Genomic DNA, 23,673 nt, shown 5'->3' on the forward strand with positions numbered 1-23,673 from the left:
CATACGACTGTGACCAAACCGCCACAGCAAAAACAACTGCCTCCCCGAGGGAGGCAGTTGTTCGATGCTCAGATCCGGGCCGGGCCCGTTACTTCTCCTGCTGCTTGCGCCAGCGGATCCCGGCCTCCAAGAAGCCGTCGATGTCGCCGTCCAGCACCGCGGTGGGGTTGCCGACCTCGAACTCCGTCCGCAGGTCCTTGACCATCTGGTACGGGTGCAGGACGTACGAACGCATCTGGTTGCCCCAGGAGTTGCCGCCGTCGCCCTTGAGTGCGTCCATCTTCGCCTGCTCCTCCTGGCGGCGGCGCTCAAGGAGCTTGGCCTGGAGGACGTTCATCGCGGTCGCCTTGTTCTGGATCTGCGAGCGCTCGTTCTGGCAGGAGACGACGATGCCGGTGGGGATGTGCGTCAGCCGGACCGCGGAGTCGGTGGTGTTGACGCCCTGGCCGCCGGGTCCTGAGGAGCGGTAGACGTCCACCCGCAGCTCGGACTCGTCGATCTCGATGTGGTCGGTCTGCTCGACGACGGGCAGCACCTCGACGCCGGCGAACGACGTCTGGCGGCGGCCCTGGTTGTCGAACGGCGAGATCCGCACCAGGCGGTGCGTGCCCTGCTCGACGGAGAGCGTGCCGTAGGCGTACGGCACCTGCACGGCGAAGGTGGTCGACTTGATGCCGGCCTCTTCCGCGTACGAGGTCTCGTAGAGCTCGGTCTTGTAGCCGTGCCGCTCGGCCCAGCGCAGATACATGCGCTGGAGCTTCTCGGCGAAGTCGGCGGCGTCCACGCCACCGGCCTCGGCGCGGATGTTGACGACCGCCTCACGGGAGTCGTACTCGCCGGACAGGAGGGTGCGGACCTCCATCTCCTCCACGGCCTTGCGGACCTCTGTCAGCTCGGCCTCGGCCTCGGCGCGGGTGTCCTCGTCGTCCTCGGCCTCGGCGAGCTCGAAGAGCACTTCGAGATCGTCGACGCGGCCGCGCAGCTGCTCGGCCCGGCGCAGCTGGCCCTGGAGGTACGACAGCCGGCTGGTGACCTTCTGGGCACTCTCCGGGTCGTCCCACAGGGACGGCGCCGCTGCCTGCTCCTCAAGCACGGCGACATCGGCCCTCATCTTGTCGAGGTCCAGCACGGCCTCGATCGACCCCATGGTCGAGGAGAGGGACTTCAGCTCTTCGGATACATCCACGACTGCCACGCACCCAGCCTAACGGCTGCCACCGTCCGCGTGACCCGGCCCCGACAGGTCGAACCTGCCGGGAGCCGCCCGCACCGGGCCGGGAAGGGGTGCCGCGCCGTCCGTCCGGCCGCTCACCGCCGGGCCCGGCGCGCCCCCGGCGCCGTCACGGGGCGTCGGGTCCGGACTGGTGGACGCCCGGTGTGGCGTCGCCCGCGTCGTCGTCGCCCGAGGCGAGCCAGCCGCCCAGGCCGGCCGCCACGACCAACGCGGCGGCGGCCGCGCCGAGCCTGATCCGGCGGCGGCGCACCGCCTCCGGCGAGGCGCGGTGCCGGGCCGAGCCCGCCCGGCGCTCGCCGGTGGCGCGCGGGGCGCGGGCGGTGCCGTGGGCGCCGCCCGCCAGCTCGTCCGGGCCCGGGACCCGCATGCTGGTGTGGGTGTCCCGGTTGGAGTCGGGGGCCGTGCCCTGGACGAGCGGGACGGCGCCCCGCGGCGGGGTGGCCTCGCCCGATGCCGCCGGCGGGGGGAACGCCTCGTCACGGGTCCCGGCGGCGCTCTCCGGGGCGTCCTCCGGCTGCTCGTCCTCCGGCTCGTCGATGTCCAGCGGCGGCATGCCCGCCAGAGAGGGCAGCAGCTCGCGCAGCCGGGCGGCGAGCTCGGGGGCGCGCAGCCGGGACGCCGGCGCCTTGGCCAGACACTGCAGCAGCAGCTGCCACAGCTCGTCGGGGATCCCGGGCAGCGGCGCCACGCTCTCGGTCACATGGCGGCGCAGGACCGCCCCGGGGTGGCCGCCGCCGAACGGCGTGAACCCGGCGAGCAGCTCGTACAGGACGGTCGCCAGGGCGTAGACGTCCACGGAGGCGCGGGGCGGCAGGCCCTCGATGATCTCCGGGGCGAGGTAGTCGGGGGTGCCGATGACCTTGGTCGAGCGCAGCGGGACGGTGCTCCCCCCGGCCGGGGTCTGGGGGAGGCGGCGCGGCACGTCGACGAGCCGGGCGATGCCGAAGTCGGTGAGCAGCGCGGGGTGCGCGCCGCCGGGGCCGAGCGGTCCCTGCATGTCCAGCAGGACGTTCTCGGGCTTGACGTCGCGGTGCACGATCCGGGCGGCGTGCGCGGCGGCGAGCCCGTCGGCGACGTCGGCGGCGATCGCGACGGCCGCCGCGGGGGCCAGCCGGCGCTCGCGCTCCAGCCGGGTGCGCAGGTCGGTGCCGCGTACGAGCTCCATGACCAGCGCCAGGTCGTTGCCGTCGACGACGAGGTCGCGGACGCCGACGACATGCGGGTCGGCCAGGCCCAGCAGAGCCGCCCGCTCCTGGACGAAGCGGCCGACGAGCTCCTGGTCGGCCGCGAGATCCTCACGCAACAGCTTGATGGCCACGGCCCCTTCGGGACCCTCGCCCAGCCATACCGTGCCGGCACTGCCGCGCCCCAGGATCTGGTGGGCGGTGTACCGGCTGCCGATCTTCCGTGCCAAGACTGCTCCGACGTGTCGGGCCCCCGAGCGTCCTGCGAGGGCTGAGGTTGGCGTCAAAGCTACGCGGATGCCAGGGGAGTTCGTGCCCCGTACGGCGGCAACCTTCACTTCTCCGGGCGAAATTGCCCGTCAGAAGTCGACAAATCCACTGAGTGGGTTCGGTGCCGCCCGCGGCATCCCCCGCGGGCGGCCGGCGTCAGCCGCCGAGTTTCTGCACGAAGTGCTGCACGCTGGTGAAGACGTGGCCGATCTGTGAGAAGAATCCCCTGGTCGTGCCGATCCACTCCTGGAGCGGGGTGAGCTCCCAGATCAGCCAGGCCGCCACGAACAGCAGAATGATCGTGAACAGACACCCCTTGAGGCAGCCCAGGCCCGGGATCTTCATCGGGTTGGCGCTGCGCGGGCGGGGCTCGCGCCGGGGCCGGGGCTCCCGGGCGGGCGGCCGCTGTGGTTCATAGCGCTGCGGCGGCGGCTCCTGACGGCGCTGCGGCGCCTGCGGCTGCTGCTGGTAGGGCGCCGGCTGCTGCCGGTAGGGGGGCTGCTGCGGCCGCTGGGGGGCGGGCTGGCGCTGCGGACGGCGGCGCAGCGGATCCTCGGTGGGATCCAGATACTGCACCTGGGTCTGCTCGTTGCGGTCGCGGGCGGCCCGCATCTGGGACTCCCACGGATGGGGCCCGTCGGGATTCTGCGGTCCGCCGGCCGGTGCGCCCATGGGCATCGGCGGCATCGCACGGGTCGGGTCGCCCTGCCCGCCGGGGGCGCCCTGGCCGCCCTGGCCGCCGGTGGACGGCAGCACGCTGGTCGCCGCGGCCGGGTCGTAGGAACCGGCACCGGACGGGAGCACCTGGGTGGGGTCGGCGTCGCCGCCGCCGGTCCCGCCGTCGCCGCCCGTCCCGGGGACGGTCGCGGGCGCGGGGTCGGGGGCGAGCAGCGCGGCCACGCCCAGCGCGGCCTCGGCCTGCGCCGGGGAGGCGTGCGGCCCGATGCCGGACGCGACGGCGCGCAGTGCCCGCGCGAGGTTCTCGGCACTGGGCCGCTCCTCGGGGCGCTTGCTCAGGCAGCGCTGTATCACCGTCCACAGCGGCTCGGGGAGCGTGCTGGGACGGCGCGGCTCCTCGCTGAGGTGACGGTGCAGCACCTCCAGGGCGGTCGCCCCGGCGAACGGCGGCCGGCCGGTGACGAGTTCGTACAGCAGGATCCCGGCGCCGTAGATGTCCACGGCGGAGGTCTGCGGGCGGCCCTCGGCGGACTCCGGGGCCACGTACGCGGGGGTCCCGACGAATTCATGAGTGCGGGTCAGGCCCGGGGAGTCGGCGAGGCGGGCGATGCCGAAGTCGGTCAGCATCGGGTGCATCTCGCCGCTGCCGTCCGACCCGGCGAGCAGGACGTTGGCGGGCTTGAGGTCGCGGTGCACCACGCCGTCGGCGTGGCTGGCGGCCAGCGCGTCGGCGATCTGGGCGGTGAGCAGGGCGGCGGCCACCGGGCTGAAGGGGCCGTTGTCGCGGAGGTAGCGGTGCAGGTCGGGGCCGTCGACCAGGTCCATGACCAGGGCCAGCAGATCGCCCTCGACGACGAGGTCGCGGGTGCGGACGATGTTGGGGTGGGCCAGGCGCAGCAGGACGGAGCGCTCCCGCAGGAAGCGCATCACCACGTCCGCGTCGTGCGCCAGCTCCTCCTTGAGGACCTTGATCGCGACCGTCTCACCGGGCTCTCCTGCCACGGCGGCCTCGGCGCCCGCCGTCTCCCGCTGGCGGGCACGCCAGACGGTGCCCGTGGCGCCGCGTCCCAGCGGTTCCTCGAGCAGGTACTTGCTGCCTACCGGCCGCACGTCATGCGCTCCCTGGTCGTGTGGTTCTCGTTGCCTGGCCCGCCGGATCGGATGGTTCGCCTCCGCACGGCCGTCCGACCCACTGTAGTGCCGTCGCACAATCTTTTCGGTCCGGACGGCCCGGTACAGGCTTGTGGGAAAGACGCACCTTCGCGGCGGATGGTTGCCCGCCGCCGCCGGCCGGTGCGCACACCGCCCGCACGTCCGGGCCGGGAACCGTTCCGAGCTGACCACGCCGGTCGAATTCCGGCCGGGCACGGCACGCAAGCAGGCACTTTTTCGCCCTTAGAAGACCAATCAAGATCACTGAACGGCGGTCGGCGGGCGTGTTGTCAGTGCCAGGTGCGAGGATGCACCCAGCACGATGCGGTGGGGGCGGGCGGTCTTTGTCGCGCCGTGCACTTGGGACTTGTCCGTGCCGACGTGCCCGGGTGCGGTGGGGGGATGAGCGGACCCCCTGCGGATCCCGGCAGAAGGGACCGTTGACGGCGATGCAGATCCGGCTGACCGTCCTCGGGCCGCGCAGCGGCCACACCACTCGGGCCTGCGACGTGCTCGTGACGGCCCCCGCCGGGACCGCGCTGGCGGCGGTGGCCGGCTCGCTCGCGGCCTCCGTGGCGGGCTCCGGTGCGGATGTCGGCGGCGCGGGCGGCAGCAGCGCCCCCGTGGTGCTGTATGCCGGGACCGAGCGGCTCGATCCGCAGCGGGCGGCGCTCGGCGAGCCCCCGCTGATCGACGGCGCGGTGCTCTCCCTCCAGAACCCCGGCCCCTCCCCGGCGCACGGCCTGCCGCACGGCTCCGCGCGGCTGCGCGTCGTCTCCGGCCCCGATGCCGGCGGCGTGCATCTGCTGCACGGCGGCCAGATCCGCATCGGCCGCTCCGCCGACGCCGATGTCCCGCTCGACGACCCCGATGTCTCCCGGCTGCACTGCGCCGTGACGGTCGGGCCCGACGGCGCGGTGACCGTGGCCGACCTGCGCTCCACGAACGGCACGGCCGTGGACGGCGCCGACCTCGGCGAACAGCCCGCGCCGCTGCGGCCCGGCGCGCTGCTGCGGATCGGCGAGTCCGCGCTGCGCCTGCAGTCCGCGCCCGGCGCCCCGGACCCGGCCCTGGCGACCGCGCCGGACGGCGAGGGACAGCTGCGGATCGCCCCGGGGGCGGCCGGCGCGAGCGCTTCCGCAGCAGGACCGGCGGCGGCCGGCGGAGGCGGAGGCCACGGAGCGGCACCGGGTCCGCAGGGAGCCACCGCCGCGGCCGGCGGGGCGTATGCGGGAGCCGGGTACGACCGCCCGGCAGCCGCCTCCGCTCCCGTACCGCCGACCCGCCCGGCGGCGGAGAAGGGGCGGCGGGACACCCCGCTGCGCGGCACCCCGGCCGGCGGCGACCAGTCGTGGCACGGCGCGCCGGACCCCGGCCCGGGCGCCTGGCGGGCTCCCGCGGCCGCCCCCTTCCCGGATCTCTCCGGCGGCCAGGTCTACGACCGCACCGACGACGGCGCCCGGACCGACGGCTTCGGCGCCCCGCGCGCCGACGGCTTCCCCGGCGGGGTGCAGGACCCCACGCACGGCGGGCAGCAGGCGCTCGTGCCGGCCGAGGAGTCCTCCCGTAAGGGCGGGCGGCGGGGCGGTATCGGCGCCTGGGCGCGGCGGCTGGCCGGCGGCCGGCCCGCCGTGGAGCGGCCCGAGACCCTCCCGGTGGCGTACCCGCCGGCCGGCGACCCGGCGGCCCCCGCGGACGACGCCGGGGAGACCTGGGCGGCGGACGAGGTGTCCGGGCCCGCCGCGGACGAGCGGTGGCCGGACGCCGCCGCGATCCTGCTCACCGCCCTGGGCCCGGGCCCCCGGCTCTGGGAGCGCGGCCCCGACCACCCCGACGCGCTGACCGTCCGGCTGGGAACGGCCGCCCGCAGCGGCGGCCGGGCCGCGGCGCCGGTGACCGTCGGGCTGCGCCGGGCCGGCTCGCTGGGGCTGGCCGGACCGCGGGCCCGGCTGACCGGGCTGGCCCGCTGCACCCTCGCCCAGCTCGCCGCGCTGCACTCCCCCGGCACCCTCGACATCGTGCTGATCAGCGCGGACCGGGCGCGCTCCGCCGAGGAGCGGGTGGCCGAATGGTCCTGGCTCGGCTGGCTGCCGCACGTCCGCCCGGCCCACGGCCAGGACTGCCGGCTGCTGCTGGCGTACGACAAGGAGCAGGCCGCGGCCCGTACGTCCGAGCTGGTGCGCCGGCTCGACGACGGCCCGCTGGGTCCCGGCTGGGCCGACGCCGGGCGAGCGGAGACCGCCGCCGCCGCGGCCCGCCATCAGGGCCCGTTCACCCTGGTGATCGTGGACGGCGACCCCGGCTCCGCCGCGCTGCGCGAGACCACCGCCCGGCTCGCGTCGGGCGGCCCGGCGGCCGGTATCCATCTGCTGTGTCTGGCCGAGACCCCGGCCGCCTCCCCCGCGTTCCCGCTGTCCGCGACGTACGAGGCGGCCCGGGCGGCGTCCCCCGCCTTCGGGGAGTGCGGGGCGGTCGCGGTGCTCAGCGGCGATGTCGCCACGGCGCTGCGCGTCGTCCAGCCGGGCTCCGGCCCCAATGGCACGGTCGCGACGGTGGACGCGGTCTCCGGTGCCTGGGCCGAGCGGTTCGCCCGGGCGCTGGCGCCGCTGCGCGAGGACGGTGCGCCGGCCGGGGGTGCCGCGGTTCCCCGTGCGGCCGTCCCGCTGCCGGATGCGGCGCGGCTGCTGGACGAGTTGGGGCTGGCCCGCGCCACCCCGGCGTCCCTGATGGCCCGTTGGGCCGCCGCGCTGGACACCGACCGGGCGGGCGCCGTCGCGGTGCTCGGCGCCGGTCCGCACGGCCCGCTGGGCGCCGATCTCGCCGCCGACGGCGCGCATCTGCTCGTGGCGGGCGCGACGGCCACCGGCAAGACCGAGCTGCTGCGGGCGCTGACGGCCTCGCTGGCGGCCGCCGACCGTCCGGACCTGCTGTCGCTGGTACTGGTGGACGGCGGGGGCAGCGAGCGCGGTGAGGGGCTGCGGGTGTGTACGGACCTGCCGCACGTCACGACGTATCTCGCGGCCTCGGAGCCGGTCCGGATGCGGGAGTTCGCCCAGGCGCTGTCCTCCGAGCTGAAGCGGCGCACGGAGATACTCGGCGGCACCCCGTTCGCCGAGTGGCGCAGCCGGCATCTGCCGGCGCCGCGGGTCGTCGCCCCGCGGCGGACGACCGAGGGCACCAGCGGATCGGCGGCCGGTGACGCGGACCCGTCGACGACCGGGACGCTGCGGCTGCGGGCGCGCAGCGGGGCACCCGCGGCGGACGGTGCGCCGGCGGCGGTGCCGATGCCGCGGCTGTTCGTGCTGGTCGACGACTTCGACGCGCTGGTGGCGCCGGCGCTGGGCAGCATGGGCCGGCCGGCCGCCGGTTCGGTCGTGCGGGCCCTGGAGGCGGTGGCCCGGGACGGGGCGGCGCTCGGGGTCCATCTGATAGCCGCGACCGGCCATCCGGACCGTACGGCCGAGACGGCGACGAGTGAACGGGCCGGTCTGCGGGTGCAGTTGGGCGCCTCCGACGGTGCGTCCGAGCCGGTGCCCCCCGGCCGCGGCCGGCTGCACCGCGTGGCGGACGGCTCCTCGACGCCGTTCCAGGCGGGCCGGGTGACCGGGCGGATACCCCGGACGTCCACCCTCCGGCCGACGGTCGTCCCCCTGGAGTGGGCGCGGATGGGCGACCCGCCGGCCCGGCGGCCGCTGCGCGAGCTGGGCAACGGTCCGACGGACCTGGCGCTGCTGGCCAGCGCGCTCCAGCGGGCCGCACAGTCCTCGGGTGCCGCGGCCGCCCCACCCCTACTGTGAGCCCCGACCTGCCGTGAAACCCGACCGCCGTCCGTAACACCACCGTCACGAAAGGTCAGTTGACGCGGAACGCGGTATTGCGGACCCCGCGGCCGGGGCGTAGGACTGTCGCACACCGACCCGCACGACGAGGCGCAGCGCGACACCGCACCACCGCTCGGCACGACGCGAACGGCACCGCAGGGACGCCGCGGCACGACGTGACACGGCGCTCCCTTCGCACCCGGCACGGCAGGCGCAGCGACAAGGGGGCTACGGGGATGCGCAGACGACTCGACCGCACGGCGCTCGGCACCACGACCGCGGTGGCCGCGACCGCGGCGCTCGCCCTGGCGCTGGCCGCCTGCGGCAGCGGCGGCGGCACGGACCACGCGGACGGCGGCGGCACGGGCCGCGGCACCGCCCCCACCGTCCGACTCCCGCACCTCGACGGCCAGAAGGTGCAGGTGACCGCGGTCTGGACGGGGCCGGAGCGGGAGAACTTCGGCAAGGTGCTGGACGAGTTCGAAAAGCGCACCGGGGCCACGGTCGACTTCGTGCCCAGCGGCGACGACATGGCCGGTTTCGTCGGCTCCAAGATCGCCGGTGGCGGACCGCCGGACGTCGCGATGCTCCCCCAGGTCGGTGTGCTCCACGAGTTCGCGCGGAAGGGCTGGCTCAAGCCGCTCGGCGCGGATGCCAAGGCGCAGCTCACCAGGAACTACGCCAAGGGCTGGCAGGACCTCGGCGCGCACCGAGGCACGCCGTACGGCGTCTACTTCAAGGCCAGCAACAAGTCGTTGGTCTGGTACAACGCCCGGGCCTTCGACAACGCCGGCGTCAAGGAGCCGACGACCTGGCGGGAGTTCCTCACGACGGCGCGGACGCTGGCCGACTCGGGCGTCGAGCCGGTCTCGGTGGGCGGCGCGGACGGCTGGACGCTGACCGACTGGTTCGAGAACGTCTACCTCTCGCAGGCGGGACCACAGAAGTACGACCAGCTCGCGCGGCACAAGCTCAAGTGGACCGACCCGTCCGTCACCCGGGCGCTGACCACACTCGGCGGGCTCTTCGGCCACAAGGATCTGCTCGCCGGCGGTAACTCCGGTGCCCTGCAGACGGACTTCCCGACGTCGGTGACCCGGACCTTCAGCGGCGGCGGTGCCCCCAAGGCCGCGATGGTCTCCTCGGCCGACTTCGCCGCCGCCACCATCAGCCAGACCAAGGCCCGGATCGGCACGGACGCCAAGGTCTTCCCGTTCCCCGCGGTGGGCGCGAAGTCCCCGGTGGTGACCGGCGGCGATGTGGCAGTGGCCCTCAAGGACACCAAGGCCTCGCAGGCGCTGCTGACGTTCCTGGCGTCGACGGACGCCGCCAGGATCTGGGCGCGGGCCGGCGGGTTCCTCTCGCCCAACAAGGCGCTCGACCAGGCCGCGTACGCCAATGACGTGCTGCGCACGATCGCCAAGGCGCTGATCGCGGCGGGCGACGACTTCCGCTTCGACATGTCCGACCAGGCGCCCGCCTCCTTCGGCGGCAAGCCGGGCCAGGGCGAGTGGAAGGACCTGCAGGACTTCCTGAAGAACCCCAAGGACGTCGCGGGCGTCCAGAGCCGGCTGGAGAAGGACGCCGCCCGGTCGTTCGGGCACTGACGCCGACCACCTCGACCGGGACCGGGGGACCGTCACGATGAGCGACGCACAGGTCGGCAAGGTCAGCAGCGGGCACGGCGGGAGGCCCGACGGCGGGCGGTCCAGCAGCGGGCGGCCCCGTAGCGGGCGGCCGCGCGTGCCGGGCACCCGGCCGTGGATCGCCGCGGGGTTCCTGCTGCCGGCCCTGCTGCTGCTCGGGGCGCTGGTCGCCTACCCCATCGGCTTCTCCGTCCAGCGGAGCCTGTTCGACGCCTCCGGCAAGGGGTTCGTGGGGCTGGGCAACTACGGCGCGATGTTCTCGGACGACGGCATCCGTACGGCGCTGAAGAACAACGTCGTGTGGGTCGTGGTGGCGCCGACGGTCTCGACGGTGCTGGGGCTGGTCTTCGCGGTGCTGACCGAGCGGATCCGCTGGGGCACCGCCTTCAAGCTGATCGTGTTCATGCCGATGGCGATCTCCATGCTGGCGGCCGGCATCATCTTCCGGCTGGTCTACGACCAGGACCCGCAGCGCGGTGTCGCCAACGCGGTGTGGGTCGGCGTCCATGACACGTTCGCCGACCCGGCGCCGTTCCCGGGCGCCAAGCCGCGGCCCGGGTCCGGCCTCGCGCCGTCCGGCGACGGCGGGTTCACCACGCGCTCGGCCGTCCGTGCGGGAGCCCCGGTCCCGCTGCCGCTGGTCGCCGTCCAGCCGGGCGATGTGCGCGACGCCCGGCCCGCGGCCGCCGCCCGGCCCCGGCCGGGAGCGATCACCGGCACCGTGTGGCTGGACTTCACCCGCGGTGGCGGCGGCCGCCCGAACGTCCTCGACGGCAACGAGAAGGGGCTGGCCGGGCTGACGATCGAGGCGGTCGAGGGCGGCCGGGTGGTCGCCTCGGCGACGACGGCGGCCGACGGCACCTTCTCGCTGCCCGGCGAGCGGGCCGCGGGCGCCCGGCTCCGGCTGCCCGCGGCCGACTTCGCCGAGGCCTACCGCGGCGTCGACTGGCTCGGCCCGGCACTGGTCACCCCGGCCATCATCGGCTCCTACGTCTGGATGTGGGCCGGTTTCGCCATGGTCCTGATCGCGGCGGGGCTGGCGGGCGTCCCGCGTGAGCTGCTGGAGGCGGCGCGGGTGGACGGCGCCGGGGAGTGGCAGGTCTTCCGCCGGATCACCGTGCCGCTGCTGGCCCCGGTCCTGCTGGTCGTGCTGGTCACCCTCATGATCAATGTGCTGAAGATCTTCGACCTGGTCTACATCATCGCGCCGGGCTCCAGCCTCCGGTCCGCCAATGTGCTGGCGCTCCAGCTCTTCCAGTCGTCGTTCGGCACGGATGTCGACGAGGGGCTGGGCAGCGCGATCGCCGTCTTCCTGCTGCTGCTCGTGCTGCCGGTGATGTACGTCAACCTCCGGCGCATACGGAAGGAGCGTCGCCGATGACGACCGCCGACGGAGTCGTACCGGCCGAGCGGCGCCGCGCGGCCGGTCCGGTACGCGCCCGGCAGCCGCTCACGGCCCGGATCGCGGCGCGGGCCGGCGGCGGGGCGCTGCGGATCTTCCTGATCCTGGTCGCGCTGTTCTGGCTGATGCCCTCCGTGGGGCTGCTGCTGTCCTCGCTGCGCGGCCCGCGGCAGATCGCCGAGTCCGGCTGGTGGCGGGTCTTCGCCCAGCCTGCCCAGCTCACCTGGGACAACTACAGCCAGCTGCTGTCCAACGGCAAGGTGATGGGCTCGCTGCTGACCACGGCGGCGATCACCGTGCCGTCGACGGTGCTGGTCGTCGTCATCGGAGCGCTGGCCGGCCATGCCTTCGCCTGGCTGGACTTCCCCGGCCGCGACGGCTGGTTCCTGGTGGTGGTCGGGCTGCTGGTGGTGCCGGTGCAGGTGGCGCTGATCCCGGTGGCCAAGCTGTTCGGCGCGGTGGGGCTCTTCGAGACGACGGCCGGGGTGATCCTTTTCCATACGGCCTTCGGGCTGCCGTTCGCGGTGTTCCTGCTGCGGAACTTCTTCGCCGAGATCCCGCGTGAGCTGCTGGAGGCGGCCCGGCTGGACGGGGCGGGCGAGCTGCGGCTGTTCACCCACGTCGTGCTGCCGCTGGGCGGTCCGGCGATCGCCTCGCTGGGGATCTTCCAGTTCCTGTGGGTGTGGAACGACATGCTGGTCGCGCTGATCTTCGCGGACAGCGGCCATCCGCCGATCACCGTCGCCCTGCAACAGGAGGTGCGGCAGTTCGGCAACAACATCGATGTGCTGGCACCCGGAGCGTTCCTGTCGATGGTGGTGCCGCTGATCGTCTTCTTCGCCTTCCAGCGCCAGTTCGTCTCCGGAGTGATGGCCGGCGCGGTGAAGTGAGACCGCGGGAGACGGGGCGGGGAACCGCACGCCATCTCCTGTTCACCTTCCTCCCCCTACGATGCGGGTCCCGTGAAGCGCATGGTGTGACCCGGCTTCGTCATGGAGACTGCCGGAGCGGCGCGCGCACGACTCTCGCACCGAGCGGTGGCGCCCCCGGCCCGGCAGGGCCGCGCCCGTGCGCAGCGGCCGCGACACCCGGGTACGCCCCGGACCGCGGAGACAACCACAACAGGCAGCACCGAGCAGCACCCGCATATCCACGGCGGACAGGCGCCGGAACATACCGCCCGCATCCCCCTCACCTACGTGTCGTCATTCGTCCTACGTTCCCGACCGTCTGGAGACGGACCGCACATGACTGCCCCCATCGCAGAGAGTGCCGCACTGCCGCGCCCCACCCGGCTGTCCGAGGTCAAGGGCTGGTTCTTCACCGCCGACCAGCTGATGTTCGACTGGTTCCTGGCACACCAGCAGAAGCAATCCGAGCCGGGCGATCTGCTCGAACTGGGCGCGTACATGGGCAAGAGCGCGATCTTCCTCGGCGCCCGGCTGCGCGCCGGCGAGCGCTTCACGGTCTGCGATCTCTTCGACTCCCCCGCCGAGGACGCCTCCAACTCCAAGGAGATGAAGAAGTCCTACGCGACCCTGACGCGGCGGGCCTTCGAGGCCAACTACCGGGCGTTCCATGAGGAGTTGCCCACCATCGTCCAGGGCCTCAGCTCGGTCGTCACCGACCACGTCGACGAGGGTTCGGTGCGCTTCGCCCACATCGACGCCTCACACCTCTACGAGCATGTGCACGGCGACATCCTCGCGGTGCGCACGCTGCTCACCCCGCACGGCGTCGTGGTGATGGACGACTACCGCGCCGAGCACTGCCCCGGGGTGGCCGCCGCCACCTGGCAGGCCGTCGCGAACGAGGGGCTGCGCCCCATCTGCATCACCGGCACCAAGTTCTACGGGACCTGGGGCGACCCCGAGCCGCTCCAGAAGGCGCTGCTGGAGTGGATAGCGGCCCGCGGCGACATCTGGCACGAGGTGCAGTTCGTCAACGACGCCCCGCTGATCCGGCTGAGCGCCAAGGGCGCCAGGGAACCCGCCCAGCCGGCCTCGCGACACCGGTCCGCGGGCGCCTCCGCCCCGCGGCCGGCACAGTCCCCGGCGGCCTCCGCGGCCCGCCCGGCCCCGCGCCCGCCGCTCCCGACGCGCGGCACGGTGCGGCGGCTGGCCCTGGACGTCCTGCCGCCGATCGTCACCCGCGCCCTGGTGAAGGCCCGCAAGCGGGCCCGCGGACGCTGAGGCGCCGGGCCGGGCCGGAGCGCCCCGGCCCGGCCCGCCCTACCGCGGCACCTGCCCCACCAGGACGAACACATTGGACCGCAGCAGCATCCCGGCCGGGCGCGGCAGCGGATGGGAGTACGTCCGCCGCACCGCCAGGCCGGCGGAGGCGGCGAAGGCACGCAGCAGCGCGAAGTCGGTGAAACGCACCGGGGTGGGGCCGGCCCGGTGCCCGGCCTCCTGCGCGGTGATCAGCAGCACCCCGCCGCCCGGCCGGACATAGCGGACGTAGGCCCGCAGCAAGCTCTCGACCTGCTCGTCGTCCAGATGCTCCAGGACGTGCGCGGTCAGCAGCGCGTCGAAGGCGCCGGGCCTGGCGTGCGCGCTGGCCAGGAACGTCTCGGCCGTATAGGCGGTCAGCCCGCGGGCCCGGCAGCGCTCGACGGACTGCGGGTCGTGGTCCACCCCGACGCTGCCGGGCGCGCAGCCGGCGAGGGTGTCGCCGTCGCCGCAGCCGATCTCCAGCACCCGGCCGGTGCCGATCCGCCGCAGCTGGCTGCGGAACGGGGACCGGGCGGGCAGCAGCCGCGCCGGGCCGCCGCGGCCCCGGTCGGCCGGCAGCCGCGCGGTGGAGGCGGACGGCGCGGTCCCCGCGGGGCGAAGGGGGCGCGCGGGCCGGGTGTCACCGCCCGGCGGCCCGGCGTCGAGGCTGTCGGTGGCGGCGGAGCTGTCGGTTCGGCCGGGCATCAGGACGCGGTCACCTTCCCTGAGGAATCGGGGCGCACGGGGCGCCGGCAAGCTGTGAACGGGTCTACGGCATCGAACGCGGCCCGGCACTACGGCGCGCCGACCTTTGCGCACGGAACGTCATCGAGGGAACACGCACCGCCGACGGCGGCTCTCACCCTTTCAGCGCAGAAGCGGTGACCGTGCCGCCACCCGCGAGTTGAACGGACCGGTCTTGTGCATCACCCGTCCGGAAAGGCTTGGTCCACGTATGAAGCCTCGGCTCACCGTCGTCATCCCGGTCCATCGCACCGAGGGATCCGAGCGGAATCTGGAGGAGTGCCTGGAGTCGGTCGCGGCACAGACGCTGACCGCGCTGGATGTGGTGATGGTGGACGGCCCGCCCGCGCAAGGCGGCGAGGACGCCCCCGCACCGGGCACGCCCGCGGCCCTGGCCCGCCGCTTCGCCGAGCGGGACCCGCGGTTCCGGATCGTCCACCACCCCGGCGGCGACCCGGCCCCCGGCTGTGGCGCGGTCCGCAACACCGGTGTCCGGCACGCCTATCCGCACACCGCGTACCTGGCCTTTCTCGACGCCGACGATGTGCTGCTGCCGCGCGCGTACGAGGACCTCACCGGCCTCCTGGACAAGTCCGGTGCGGACCTGGCGACCGGCAACGTCTACCGGCTCGGCGCGGGCGGCCGCAGTCAGTCCGCACACCATCCGGCCGGCCGCGAGACCGTACTGCGCACCCACATCAGCGAGGACCTCACGCTGCTGGCCGACCACTTCGCCCGCAACAAGGTCTTCCGCCGCACCTTCTGGGACACCCACGAACTCGCCTTTCCCGAGGGGGAGTTCTGCCATGACGCGGCGGCGACACTGCCCGCGCACTTCCTCGCCGACGCGGTCGATGTGCTGCATGAGCACGTCTGCTACTGGCGGCTGCCGGAAGGGCCCGACCGGCACCGGCGGCCCGATGCCCGGGGCGTGCGGGACCGGTTCGCGGTGGTGGCCGGCATCCGGCGCTTCCTCGGCGACCCGACCCGCCCCCGGCTCGCCGCCCACCGGCGGGACTACGACCGGGCCCAGCTCACCGACGGGCTGCTCGACCTGGTCGACGCGCTGCCCGGGGCCACGCCCGAGTACCGCACCGCGTTCCTGGACTGCGCCCGCGACTTCCTCTCCGGCGTCGATCCGCGGCTGTTCCCGACGCTCCCCGTGGAGCTGCGGATGCGCTGGTACCTGATCCGCACCGGACGGCTGACCGATCTGCTCGCCCTGCTCACCCATGAGGCCCGCAATCCGGCCGGGTTCACCGTCGCCGGGCCGCCGCTGCGCAAGCGGGCGGTGCTGCCGCTGACGCCGCCGCTGGAGCTGCCGCCGGGCGTGACCCGCCTGGCGGGCGCCGACTTCCCGGTACGCGCCCGGGTCGTGGCGGCGACGTGGCAGGACGGCGTGCTGGTGCTGCGCGGCCACGCCCATATCCGCAATCTGGACGCCGCGGCCCGGCACAGCTACCTCAGGACGGCGGTGCTGTCGTGCGGGCGGCGGCGGGTGCTGCTGCCGCTGCGGCCGGTCCTGATGCCGGAGGCGACCACCGAGTCCGGTCAGGAGCTGCACTGTTACGACTGGTCGGGCTTCGAGGTACGGCTCGACCCGGCCCGGCTGCGCAGGGGCGGGCGCTGGGAGGAGGGCGAGTGGACGGTCGGGGTGCTGCTGGCGTCGGCCGGCGTGCTGCGGACCGCGCCGCTGGGCGCGCCCGAGACCGGCTCCGGCGCCGCCCCGTGCACCCACGAGGTGGCCGCGGACGGCGCGGACGGCGCCGTACGGATCACGCCCCGGTACGCGGACGGGCAGCTGCGGCTGTCGGTGGCCCGGCGTACCCGGTGGCTGGCCGGCCGGCACGCGGCGGCGGCCGGCACCCTGGACCTGACCGTCACCGCGCCCGGCCGGCCGCCCGCCGCGCTGCGGGTGACCCACCAGGGAACCGGCACGGTGGTGTCGTTCCCGGTGGAGACGGAGCCGCCGAGCGAGCCGGACCCCGAGCAGGCGGCCGCCGCGCCCCCCGCGTCCGGCGCCGCGCGCTGCTCCCCCGCCCCCCGGCTGACCTACCGGATCCGTCTCGACGCCCTGGCCGCCGCGCGCCCCACCCGGGACGGGGCGCCGCGGGCCGTCCCGCCGGCGCACACCGAGAGCTGGGTGCCCGAACTGGTCCTGCCCGGCGGCGGCACCGACCCGATCGCCTGCGACCCCTGGCTCGCCCCCCTCGCCTGCCCGCTCCCGCACGGCCGCGAGCTGATCGTCGCGGCCACCCCGGCCGGCGACCTCGTGCTGCACGACCGCATCCCGCAGCCGTACCTGGACCGGGCGCTGTGGCGTCCGGACGGCACCCTGCTGCTGGCGGGCCGGCTGCCGGACGCCGCGCCGCACACCACCGAACTGGTCCTCAAACACGGGGCGCACGCCACCGAGCTGGCCTTCCCCACCACCCACGACGACGGCCGCTTCCACTGCGCGCTGCCGCTGGGCGCGCTGCCCTCGCTCGCCGGGACGGTGCCGCTGCGCGAGGGCCGCTGGACGCTGCACCTGCGCGAACAGGGCGCGCCCGGCTCCCCGTTGGACGCCCCGGTCCGCTGCGCACCGACCGTCCTGGACGGGCTGCCGGCCGCCCGTACGGTCCGCGGCAAGCCGCTCGCCCTCGACCGGCACCGGCACGACGAGGCCCTGGTCACGGCGGGGCCCGCGCTGCCCGCCCCCGACCGCGGCCCCTACCGCCGCCGGATGCTGCGCGAACAGCACTATGCGCTGCACCGCTCCCGCCCGCTGCGCGACACCGTCCTCTACAGCAGCTTCGGCGGCCGCGCGTACGGGGACTCGCCCCGCGCGGTGCACGAGGAGCTGGTCCGCCGGGACATGGACGTCGAGCACCTGTGGGCGGTGCGCGACGCCCAGACCGCGGTGCCGGAGACGGCCCGGGCGGTGATCGTGGGCAGCGCCGAGTGGCACGGCGCGCTGGCGCACAGCCGCTGGGTGGTCGCCAACACCCATCTGCCCCGGTGGTTCACCCGGCGCGGCGGCCAGCGCATCATCCAGACCTGGCACGGCACCCCGCTCAAGCGGATCGGCGCCGACCTGGCCGGGACCCTGTGCGCGGGCCTGGCCCATCTGGCGCCGCGGCCGCGGGTGAGCCGGCAGTGGAGCGTGCTGCTGTCGCCCAACGCCCACAGCACCCCGGTGCTGCGCGCCGCGCTCGGCTACTCCGGCCGGCTGCTGGAGACCGGGCTGCCGCGTACCGACGCCTTCTTCGCCGCCGACCGCGACCGGATCGCGGCCGCGGTGCGCGAGCGGCTGGGCATCGAGCCCGGCCGGAAGGTCGTGCTGTACGCGCCGACCCCGCGCGACGACCTGGCCTACGACGCGGGCCACCACCGGCTGCATCTGCCGCTCGACCTGGAGCTGGCCCGGCAGGAGCTGGCGGACGACCACGTCCTGCTGGTCCGCGGCCATCCGCTGGTCGCCGACCGGCTGCCCGCCCACCACGCGCCCTTCGCCCTCGACGTCTCCGCCCACCCCGACGCCACCGAGCTGCTGCTGGCCGCGGACGTGCTGGTCACCGACTACTCCTCGCTGGCCGCCGACTTCGCCAACACCGGCCGCCCGATGCTCTTCCTCACCCCCGATCTGCCGCACTACCGCGACACCCTGCGCGGCTTCACCCTCGACTTCGAGGCGCGGGTACCGGGTCCGCTGCTCACCTCCACCGGTGAACTGATCGACGCGCTGGGCGACTTGGAGGCGATCGCCGCGGCGGGGGCGGAGGCGTACGCGGACTTCCGGGAGACGTTCTGCCACCGGGACGACGGCGGGGCGGCGGGCCGGGTCGCCGATCTGATGGAGCGCTGAGGCGGGCCGGTCCGCCGCAAGGTGATGGCGGCTGGATCGACATCGTGCGGCGCTCGCGTCGTTACAGCATGTGCAGGTGCTCTTACGGGCCATGCACACCCAACCCCTGACTTCCCGCCGGGTAAGAAGACGGCAAGAGGGCGGGAAAAGCGGAGCGGCGGGTGCAACCGCTCGACGGGATTCGACCTCTCAACCATCGGAAATGGGTTCGGAACCCGCTCGCGCCAAGAGATGCTGTCGACACGAAATGTAGATTCAGTGACTGTGAAAGAAGCCCTTGAGCCACTGCCGGCCGGGCCCAACATCACGCCATCCGCGCAGGTCAGCATCGTTGTCATCGCCTTCAACGATGTCGGCCACGTCTGCGACGCGGTGCGCTCCGCGCTCGCGCAGGGGAATCCTGGCGAAACGGTCACCGAAGTGATCGCGGTGAACGACGCCTCCACCGACGGCACCGGCGCCGCCCTGGACGACCTCGCCCGCACCGAACCGCGCCTCCGCGTCCTGCACCGCGAGCGGAACAGCGGCGGCTGCGGCACCCCGCGCAACGATGGGCTGCGCGCCGCCACCGGGCGCTTCGTGATGTTCCTGGACAGCGACGATGTGCTGCCCCCGGGCGCGGCCCGGGCGCTGCTGGCCGCCGCACTTCAGCACGACGCCCCGGTCGCGGCCGGCGCCTGCGTACGCCGTGAGCTGCCCGCGCACCGCGACATCCCCTGGCAGCCCGCCCTCTACCGCGAGCCGGCCGTGCACGACTCCGCCGAAACCAGCCCGCAGCTGGTCCGCGACACGCTGTGCGTCAACAAGCTCTACGACCGGGCGTTCCTGGACGAGCACGCCGTCACCTTCCCCGAGGGCCGCTTCACGTACGAGGACTTCGTCTTCACCGCGCGGGTGCTGGCCGCCGACCCGCGGATCGTGACCATCCCCGACAGCGTCTACATCTGGCACGTGCGCCGCTCGGCCGCCAAACAGTCGATCTCGCTGGACCGCAACGACGTCGCCAACTGGCAGGCCCGGATCGCGGCGCACCGCGCCAGCGTGCAGATCTTCAAGGACGCCGGCCTCAAGGCGCTGGCGCACGCCGCGCACACCAAGTTCCTCGACCACGACCTGCGGATGTACGTCCGCGAGCTGCACACCCGCGGCGCCGACTACCGCGCCGAGTGGTGGAGCCTGACCCGCGACTATTTGGCCAATTTCGACGAGGTCGATCTGCGCGCGGCCCGCGCCCCGGCCCGCTGGCTGGCCCGCGTCGTGCTGGCCTCCCCCGCCCCGCGGGACCTGGACCGCCTCACCCAGCTGGCGGCCCGCCCCGGCCGGCTGCTGCCGCCGTACGCGGAGGCCGACGGCCGTCCGGTGTGGTCCCCGGACCTGCCCGAGGTCGAGCTGGACGCGGTCGGCACCAAGCCGACGCACCGGCTGCCGGTGACCATCGACGCCGAACCCTCCGTCACCGGCCGCGGTGTGCTCCGGCTGCGCATACACGATCTGTACGGGCGGCTGGCCGCGTCCGAACCGCAGAGCATCGACATCGAGCTGCACCGGCGCCGCGACGAGCAGCGCGGCCCGGTCCACACCGCCTCGCTCACCCGGGCCGCCCCGACCGCCCCCGGCTCCACGGCCAGCTGGACCGCCGAGGTCACGCTGGACCTCGCCGCGCTGGTCGAACCGGACGGGCAGGGCGCCGACCCCGAGCCCTGGGACCTGATGGCGCAGGTCAGCTGCGCGAACGGGGCCGGTTTCCGCGCCTCGCTGCGGGCCAAGGGACCGGGGCTGCGCCGCCGGGTGCTGCCCAGCCGGCAGCATCTCGTCCTGCTGGTGCAGCCGTACGCGACGACCGGCGGAGCGCTGTCGCTCCGGGTCGCCTCGGGTGTGCGCAGCGTATGGCGGATCGCCGCCCGGCGGCTGCGCCGCTGACCGCCGCGGCCCGAACCTCTTTCCTGTCCGACCCCGACCCTAGGATTGACCCATGTCTTACTTGATCACGGGTGGTGCCGGATACATCGGCTCCCATGTCGTACGGGCCCTGCGCCAGGCGGGCGAGTCGGTCGTCGTGCTCGACGACCTGACGACGGGCGTGGCCGCCCGGATCCCGGAGGGCGTCCCGCTGGTCGTGGGCTCCACCCTGGACCGCGCGCTGCTCGACGAGACGATCGACCGGCACGGCATCACCGATGTCGTGCATCTGGCCGCCAAGAAGCAGGTCGGCGAGTCCGTCGAGATGCCGCTGCTCTACTACCGCGAGAACGTCCACGGTCTGCAGACGCTGCTGGAGGCGATGGCCGCGGGCGGCGTCGGCCGCTTCGTCTTCTCCTCCTCGGCCGCGGTCTACGGCATGCCCGATGTCGACCTGGTCACCGAGGACACCCCCTGCGTGCCGATCAACCCGTACGGCGAGACGAAGCTCGTCGGCGAGTGGATGGCCCGTGCGGTGGGCGCGGCGCACGGCATCAGCACCGCCTGCCTGCGCTACTTCAACGTCGCCGGCGCGGCCACCCCCGAGCTGGCCGACACGGGGGTCTTCAACATCGTCCCGATGGTCTTCGAGCGGCTCACCGAGGGCACCGCGCCGCGCATCTTCGGCGATGACTACGACACCCCCGACGGCACCTGCATCCGCGACTACATCCACGTCGCCGACCTCGCCGAGGCCCATGTGGCGGCCGCCCGCAAGCTCGCCGAGCCGGGCCCGGTGCGCGATCTGACGCTCAACATCGGCCGCGGCGAGGGCGTCTCGGTGCGCGAGATGATCGACCTGATCACCGAGATCACCGGCCACGCCGACGTCACCGCCGAGGTCACCCCCCGCCGCGCGGGCGACCCGGCCCGGGTGGTCGCGGCCGCCGACCGGATCACCGCCGAGCTGGGCTGGAAGGCCCACCACGATGTCCGCGACATGATCACCTCGGCCTGGGCGGGCTGGCAGCACCACCACCCGCAGGCCTGACCGGAGCCCGGCCACCGACGCCCCGCCGACCCGCACGGACCCGGCGGGGCGCGGCTCTGCGCACGGGCGGATCCGTACGGGCACGGCGGGGCCCGGCCGGCCCGCAGGGGTCACGGCCCGGCCATCCGCCTCAGTGCAGCGGGTGCGAGGTCCGGCCGGACGCCTCGTCGATCTCGTCGTGCGCCTTGGTCAGCAGCTTCATCGCCAGCTCGTTGAGTGCTCTGGCCCCCGCGACCTCCTCGCCGACCCTCGGCTGATTCGAATCGGCGGGGTGGCGGCTGGCGTAGCCATGGGACCGCACCTCGGTCCCGTCGGAGAGCCGGACCAGGGCCGCGGCGCGAGTGCGGTGGGTGTCCTCGTCGAATTCCAGCTCGACATGCCATCCAACAGCGGTCTGCAGCATCACGATCACCTCCGGAACCCCTGTTTCCAGCGTGCGCCTGCCGCCCCGCGTGTGCACGGCGTGCCGCACGGCGGCCTGAGCCGGAAGCCGGGCCCGCCCACCCCGTACACCCCGCCCGCCCCGTCGTTCACCCGCGGAGCCTGCGCGCGAGCCGCGTCCGGAAGCTGGTGTCGGGCACGTTGAGGGTCAGCGGTATCGGGCCGTCGGGCGGGGCGTCGGCGGGGTGGACCGGTAGTTCGCGGCGGAGGGGGCCCGCGGTCACCCGCAGGGCCACCCGCCAGGTGCCCGGGGGGCCGGTGCGGAGCAGGGAGCGCACGGTGTAGTGGTCGCCGGCGTTCCGGGTGGCCGTGGTGCGCAAGGCCACCGTGCGGGTCGCGTCGCGGAGGATCAGCTGGAGCTCGGCGTCGGCGGGGCAGCCGGGCAGGGTGAGGTGCGCGGTGAGGGTGGCGCGTCCGGAGCGGGTGCAGTCCGCGGTGCCCCGCAGGTCCGCGCCGAGCGGCCGGCTCGTTCCGTCCAGGTCGAGGTTCAGATGGCCGTGCGGCCTGGAGCGGAAGAGGGCGGCGACGGCGGGGCCCGCGGCGCCCCGGCCGACGATCCGCGGGGCGAAGTCCGGGTGGCCCGTCTCGTCCGCCGGGTGCTCCGGGACCAGCCAGGCCTCGCGGCGCAGCGCGGGCCCGGCGGCGCCGCCGGTGCCGTGCGCGGTGAGTGCGATCTTGAAGCCCCAGGTGCCGCCGGGAAGCGGGCCGCCGTCCGCGGCGGTCGCCGGGTCGACGGCGGCCCGCCACGCGCCGTCCTGGTAGCGGGCCGGGACGCGGTGGGTGGTGCCTCCGCGGCGCAGGTGGATCTCGACGGTGTCGCCGCCGAGCGGCGAAAGGGCCGCGGTGCCCCGCAGGTGCAGGACGCCGCCCACCCAGTGCAGGTGGACCAGCCGCTGGCGCAGCGCCACCCGGTCGGTGAGGTCGTAGCAGGCGTCGGGGAGGGCGCGCTGCGGATCGCGGAAGTACGGATAGCCGGCGTAGACCCGCCCGTCGTCGTCGAGGTGCGGCGGGCCCGGCCGGGAGCCGGTGTCGGCCCGGACGACGGCGGTCAGCTCGTCGTCGAGCCCGGCGCGCAGGCAGTGGGCGCGCAGCCGCAGGGCGGGCGGCAGGGCGGCCAGCACCCGGTCGGTGAGGTAGCGCTCGACGAGCGGGCGGGCGGCGGCGGCCATCGCCCGCCGGCCGGCCCCGTCGCGGCCGAGGTAGGGGGCCCCGAAGGGCATGAGTATCTCGCCGTGGAAGTGCCGGACCATCAGCTTGTCGCGGTCGGCGCCGGGCGGGACCTCGGCGGCGACCTGGTCGAGAACGGTGCCGATGTAGGCGAGGTACTCGCACCAGTCGATGTCCTGGCGGGTGGCGTTGCTGTTGTCGTCGCGTCCGTGCAGGTAGTAACAGGTGCGTTCGGCGAAGACGGAGACGACCTCGGCGCGCAGCAGCGCGGTGATGCCGAAGGGGAGGTCCTCGGCCAGCAGCCGGCCCTCGACGAAGCGCAGGCGGTGCTGTTCGAGGAAGGCCCGGCGGAAGAGCTTGTAGGCGGCCAGCGACCAGTAGACCGGGGAGTCGAAGACGGAGACCGCCGCGCTGGTGGTGCGCAGGTCGACGGGGGCCCCGCGGCCGTCGGCGCCGGCTATCCGGCCGTAGACGACGTCCGAGCCGCTCTTCTGGGCCGTGCGGGTGAGCCAGAACAGCGCCTCGGTGTCGAGGCGGTCGTCGGAGTCGAGGAAGAAGACGTAATCGCCGGTGGCGAGGTCCAGCCCGGCGTTGCGCGGCCGGCCGGCGCCGCCGGAGGCCTCCTGGCGCAGCACCGTCAGGTTGGGGTGGCTGCGGGCCTGCTCGAACAGCCATTCCGCACTGCCGTCCGTGGAGCCGTCGTCGACCGCGATCACCTCTATCTGCCGCTGGTCCAGCGTCTGGGCGAAGACGGAGCCGAGGCTGCGGTCGAGGTATCGCCGGGTGTTGTGCACCGGCATGATCACCGAGACGGTCGGCGCCGCGGCATCCGGCCCGGTGGGGACCGCGGCCGCGAGGTCGTCTGAGACGGGCACCCGTGCCCTCCGTTCATTTCTGCAATCCCCCGAAAGACCCGGCGGCGCA

Annotated in this window: 14 protein-coding genes; 8 read left to right on the forward strand and 6 right to left on the reverse strand. The window is 74.6% G+C overall.

Features of this window, described 5'->3' with window-relative positions:
• Positions 1-88 precede the first annotated feature (88 nt).
• From prfB to EST54_RS05910, 3 genes are all read right to left on the reverse strand, one after another.
• Positions 89-1,195 (reverse strand): peptide chain release factor 2, encoded by a 1,107-nt coding sequence (gene prfB, locus EST54_RS05900; RefSeq protein WP_129245737.1) that lies wholly within the window; start codon positions 1,193-1,195, stop codon positions 89-91.
• A gap of 145 nt (positions 1,196-1,340) precedes the next feature.
• On the reverse strand, positions 1,341-2,648 hold the full coding sequence (locus tag EST54_RS05905; RefSeq protein WP_129245739.1) for a serine/threonine protein kinase: 1,308 nt from the start codon (positions 2,646-2,648) through the stop codon (positions 1,341-1,343).
• A gap of 196 nt (positions 2,649-2,844) precedes the next feature.
• Positions 2,845-4,476, reverse strand: coding sequence for a serine/threonine-protein kinase (locus tag EST54_RS05910; protein WP_129245742.1), 1,632 nt, complete (start codon positions 4,474-4,476; stop codon positions 2,845-2,847).
• Between the two features lie 491 nt (positions 4,477-4,967).
• Between EST54_RS05910 and EST54_RS05915 the strand changes: the two genes are divergently transcribed.
• The 5 genes from EST54_RS05915 (at position 4,968) to EST54_RS05935 (ending at position 13,579) form a co-directional block, all read left to right on the forward strand.
• On the forward strand, positions 4,968-8,315 hold the full coding sequence (locus EST54_RS05915) for an FtsK/SpoIIIE domain-containing protein (RefSeq protein ID WP_129245782.1): 3,348 nt from the start codon (positions 4,968-4,970) through the stop codon (positions 8,313-8,315).
• Between the two features lie 260 nt (positions 8,316-8,575).
• Positions 8,576-9,946 carry an ABC transporter substrate-binding protein gene (locus tag EST54_RS05920; RefSeq protein ID WP_174857396.1) on the forward strand — a complete coding sequence of 457 codons (1,371 nt, stop codon included), beginning with the start codon at positions 8,576-8,578 and terminating at the stop codon, positions 9,944-9,946.
• Positions 9,947-9,983: 37 nt separating this feature from the next.
• Positions 9,984-11,366 carry a carbohydrate ABC transporter permease gene (locus tag EST54_RS05925; protein ID WP_239013242.1) on the forward strand — a complete coding sequence of 461 codons (1,383 nt, stop codon included), beginning with the start codon at positions 9,984-9,986 and terminating at the stop codon, positions 11,364-11,366.
• The gene (locus EST54_RS05930) at positions 11,363-12,277 is read left to right on the forward strand and encodes a carbohydrate ABC transporter permease (protein ID WP_129245744.1); all 915 of its coding nucleotides are present in this window, start codon (positions 11,363-11,365) and stop codon (positions 12,275-12,277) included. The genes EST54_RS05925 and EST54_RS05930 overlap by 4 nt, the downstream gene beginning before the upstream one ends.
• Positions 12,278-12,634: 357 nt before the next feature.
• The gene (locus EST54_RS05935) at positions 12,635-13,579 is read left to right on the forward strand and encodes a class I SAM-dependent methyltransferase (RefSeq protein WP_129245746.1); all 945 of its coding nucleotides are present in this window, start codon (positions 12,635-12,637) and stop codon (positions 13,577-13,579) included.
• 39 nt (positions 13,580-13,618) lie between these two features.
• On the opposite strand, the gene EST54_RS05940 is transcribed toward EST54_RS05935, so the two are convergent.
• On the reverse strand, positions 13,619-14,305 hold the full coding sequence (locus EST54_RS05940) for a class I SAM-dependent methyltransferase (protein WP_129245747.1): 687 nt from the start codon (positions 14,303-14,305) through the stop codon (positions 13,619-13,621).
• A 250-nt stretch (positions 14,306-14,555) separates the two neighbouring features.
• Between EST54_RS05940 and EST54_RS05945 the strand changes: the two genes are divergently transcribed.
• From EST54_RS05945 to galE, 3 genes are all read left to right on the forward strand, one after another.
• Complete coding sequence (locus EST54_RS05945) at positions 14,556-18,191, forward strand: bifunctional glycosyltransferase/CDP-glycerol:glycerophosphate glycerophosphotransferase (protein ID WP_129245749.1); 3,636 nt, start codon at positions 14,556-14,558, stop codon at positions 18,189-18,191.
• A 264-nt stretch (positions 18,192-18,455) separates the two neighbouring features.
• Complete coding sequence (locus EST54_RS05950) at positions 18,456-20,111, forward strand: glycosyltransferase family 2 protein (RefSeq protein WP_129245751.1); 1,656 nt, start codon at positions 18,456-18,458, stop codon at positions 20,109-20,111.
• Positions 20,112-20,163: 52 nt separating this feature from the next.
• The gene (gene galE / locus EST54_RS05955; protein ID WP_129245753.1) at positions 20,164-21,141 is read left to right on the forward strand and encodes a UDP-glucose 4-epimerase GalE; all 978 of its coding nucleotides are present in this window, start codon (positions 20,164-20,166) and stop codon (positions 21,139-21,141) included.
• Between the two features lie 130 nt (positions 21,142-21,271).
• Here the strand turns inward: galE and EST54_RS05960 are convergent, their stop codons facing one another.
• Positions 21,272-21,544 carry a DUF1876 domain-containing protein gene (locus EST54_RS05960; RefSeq protein WP_174857397.1) on the reverse strand — a complete coding sequence of 91 codons (273 nt, stop codon included), beginning with the start codon at positions 21,542-21,544 and terminating at the stop codon, positions 21,272-21,274.
• 127 nt (positions 21,545-21,671) lie between these two features.
• Positions 21,672-23,624 (reverse strand): glycosyltransferase family 2 protein, encoded by a 1,953-nt coding sequence (locus EST54_RS05965; protein ID WP_129245757.1) that lies wholly within the window; start codon positions 23,622-23,624, stop codon positions 21,672-21,674.
• Positions 23,625-23,673: the final 49 nt, after the last annotated feature.

The organism is Streptomyces sioyaensis, from assembly GCF_004122735.1.
Classification (GTDB): Bacteria; Actinomycetota; Actinomycetes; order Streptomycetales; family Streptomycetaceae; genus Streptomyces; species Streptomyces sioyaensis.

Bases quoted from the DNA above. Each gene is read 5' to 3' on its own strand.
- EST54_RS05915 (WP_129245782.1), top strand. From the start codon at position 4,968: ATGCAGATCCGGCTGACCGTCCTCGGGCCGCGCAGCGGCCACACCACT.
- EST54_RS05920 (WP_174857396.1), top strand. From the start codon at position 8,576: ATGCGCAGACGACTCGACCGCACGGCGCTCGGCACCACGACCGCGGTG.
- EST54_RS05925 (WP_239013242.1), top strand. From the start codon at position 9,984: ATGAGCGACGCACAGGTCGGCAAGGTCAGCAGCGGGCACGGCGGGAGG.
- EST54_RS05930 (WP_129245744.1), top strand. From the start codon at position 11,363: ATGACGACCGCCGACGGAGTCGTACCGGCCGAGCGGCGCCGCGCGGCC.
- EST54_RS05935 (WP_129245746.1), top strand. From the start codon at position 12,635: ATGACTGCCCCCATCGCAGAGAGTGCCGCACTGCCGCGCCCCACCCGG.
- EST54_RS05940 (WP_129245747.1), bottom strand. From the start codon at position 14,305: ATGCCCGGCCGAACCGACAGCTCCGCCGCCACCGACAGCCTCGACGCC.
- EST54_RS05945 (WP_129245749.1), top strand. From the start codon at position 14,556: ATGAAGCCTCGGCTCACCGTCGTCATCCCGGTCCATCGCACCGAGGGA.
- galE (WP_129245753.1), top strand. From the start codon at position 20,164: ATGTCTTACTTGATCACGGGTGGTGCCGGATACATCGGCTCCCATGTC.
- EST54_RS05960 (WP_174857397.1), bottom strand. From the start codon at position 21,544: ATGCTGCAGACCGCTGTTGGATGGCATGTCGAGCTGGAATTCGACGAG.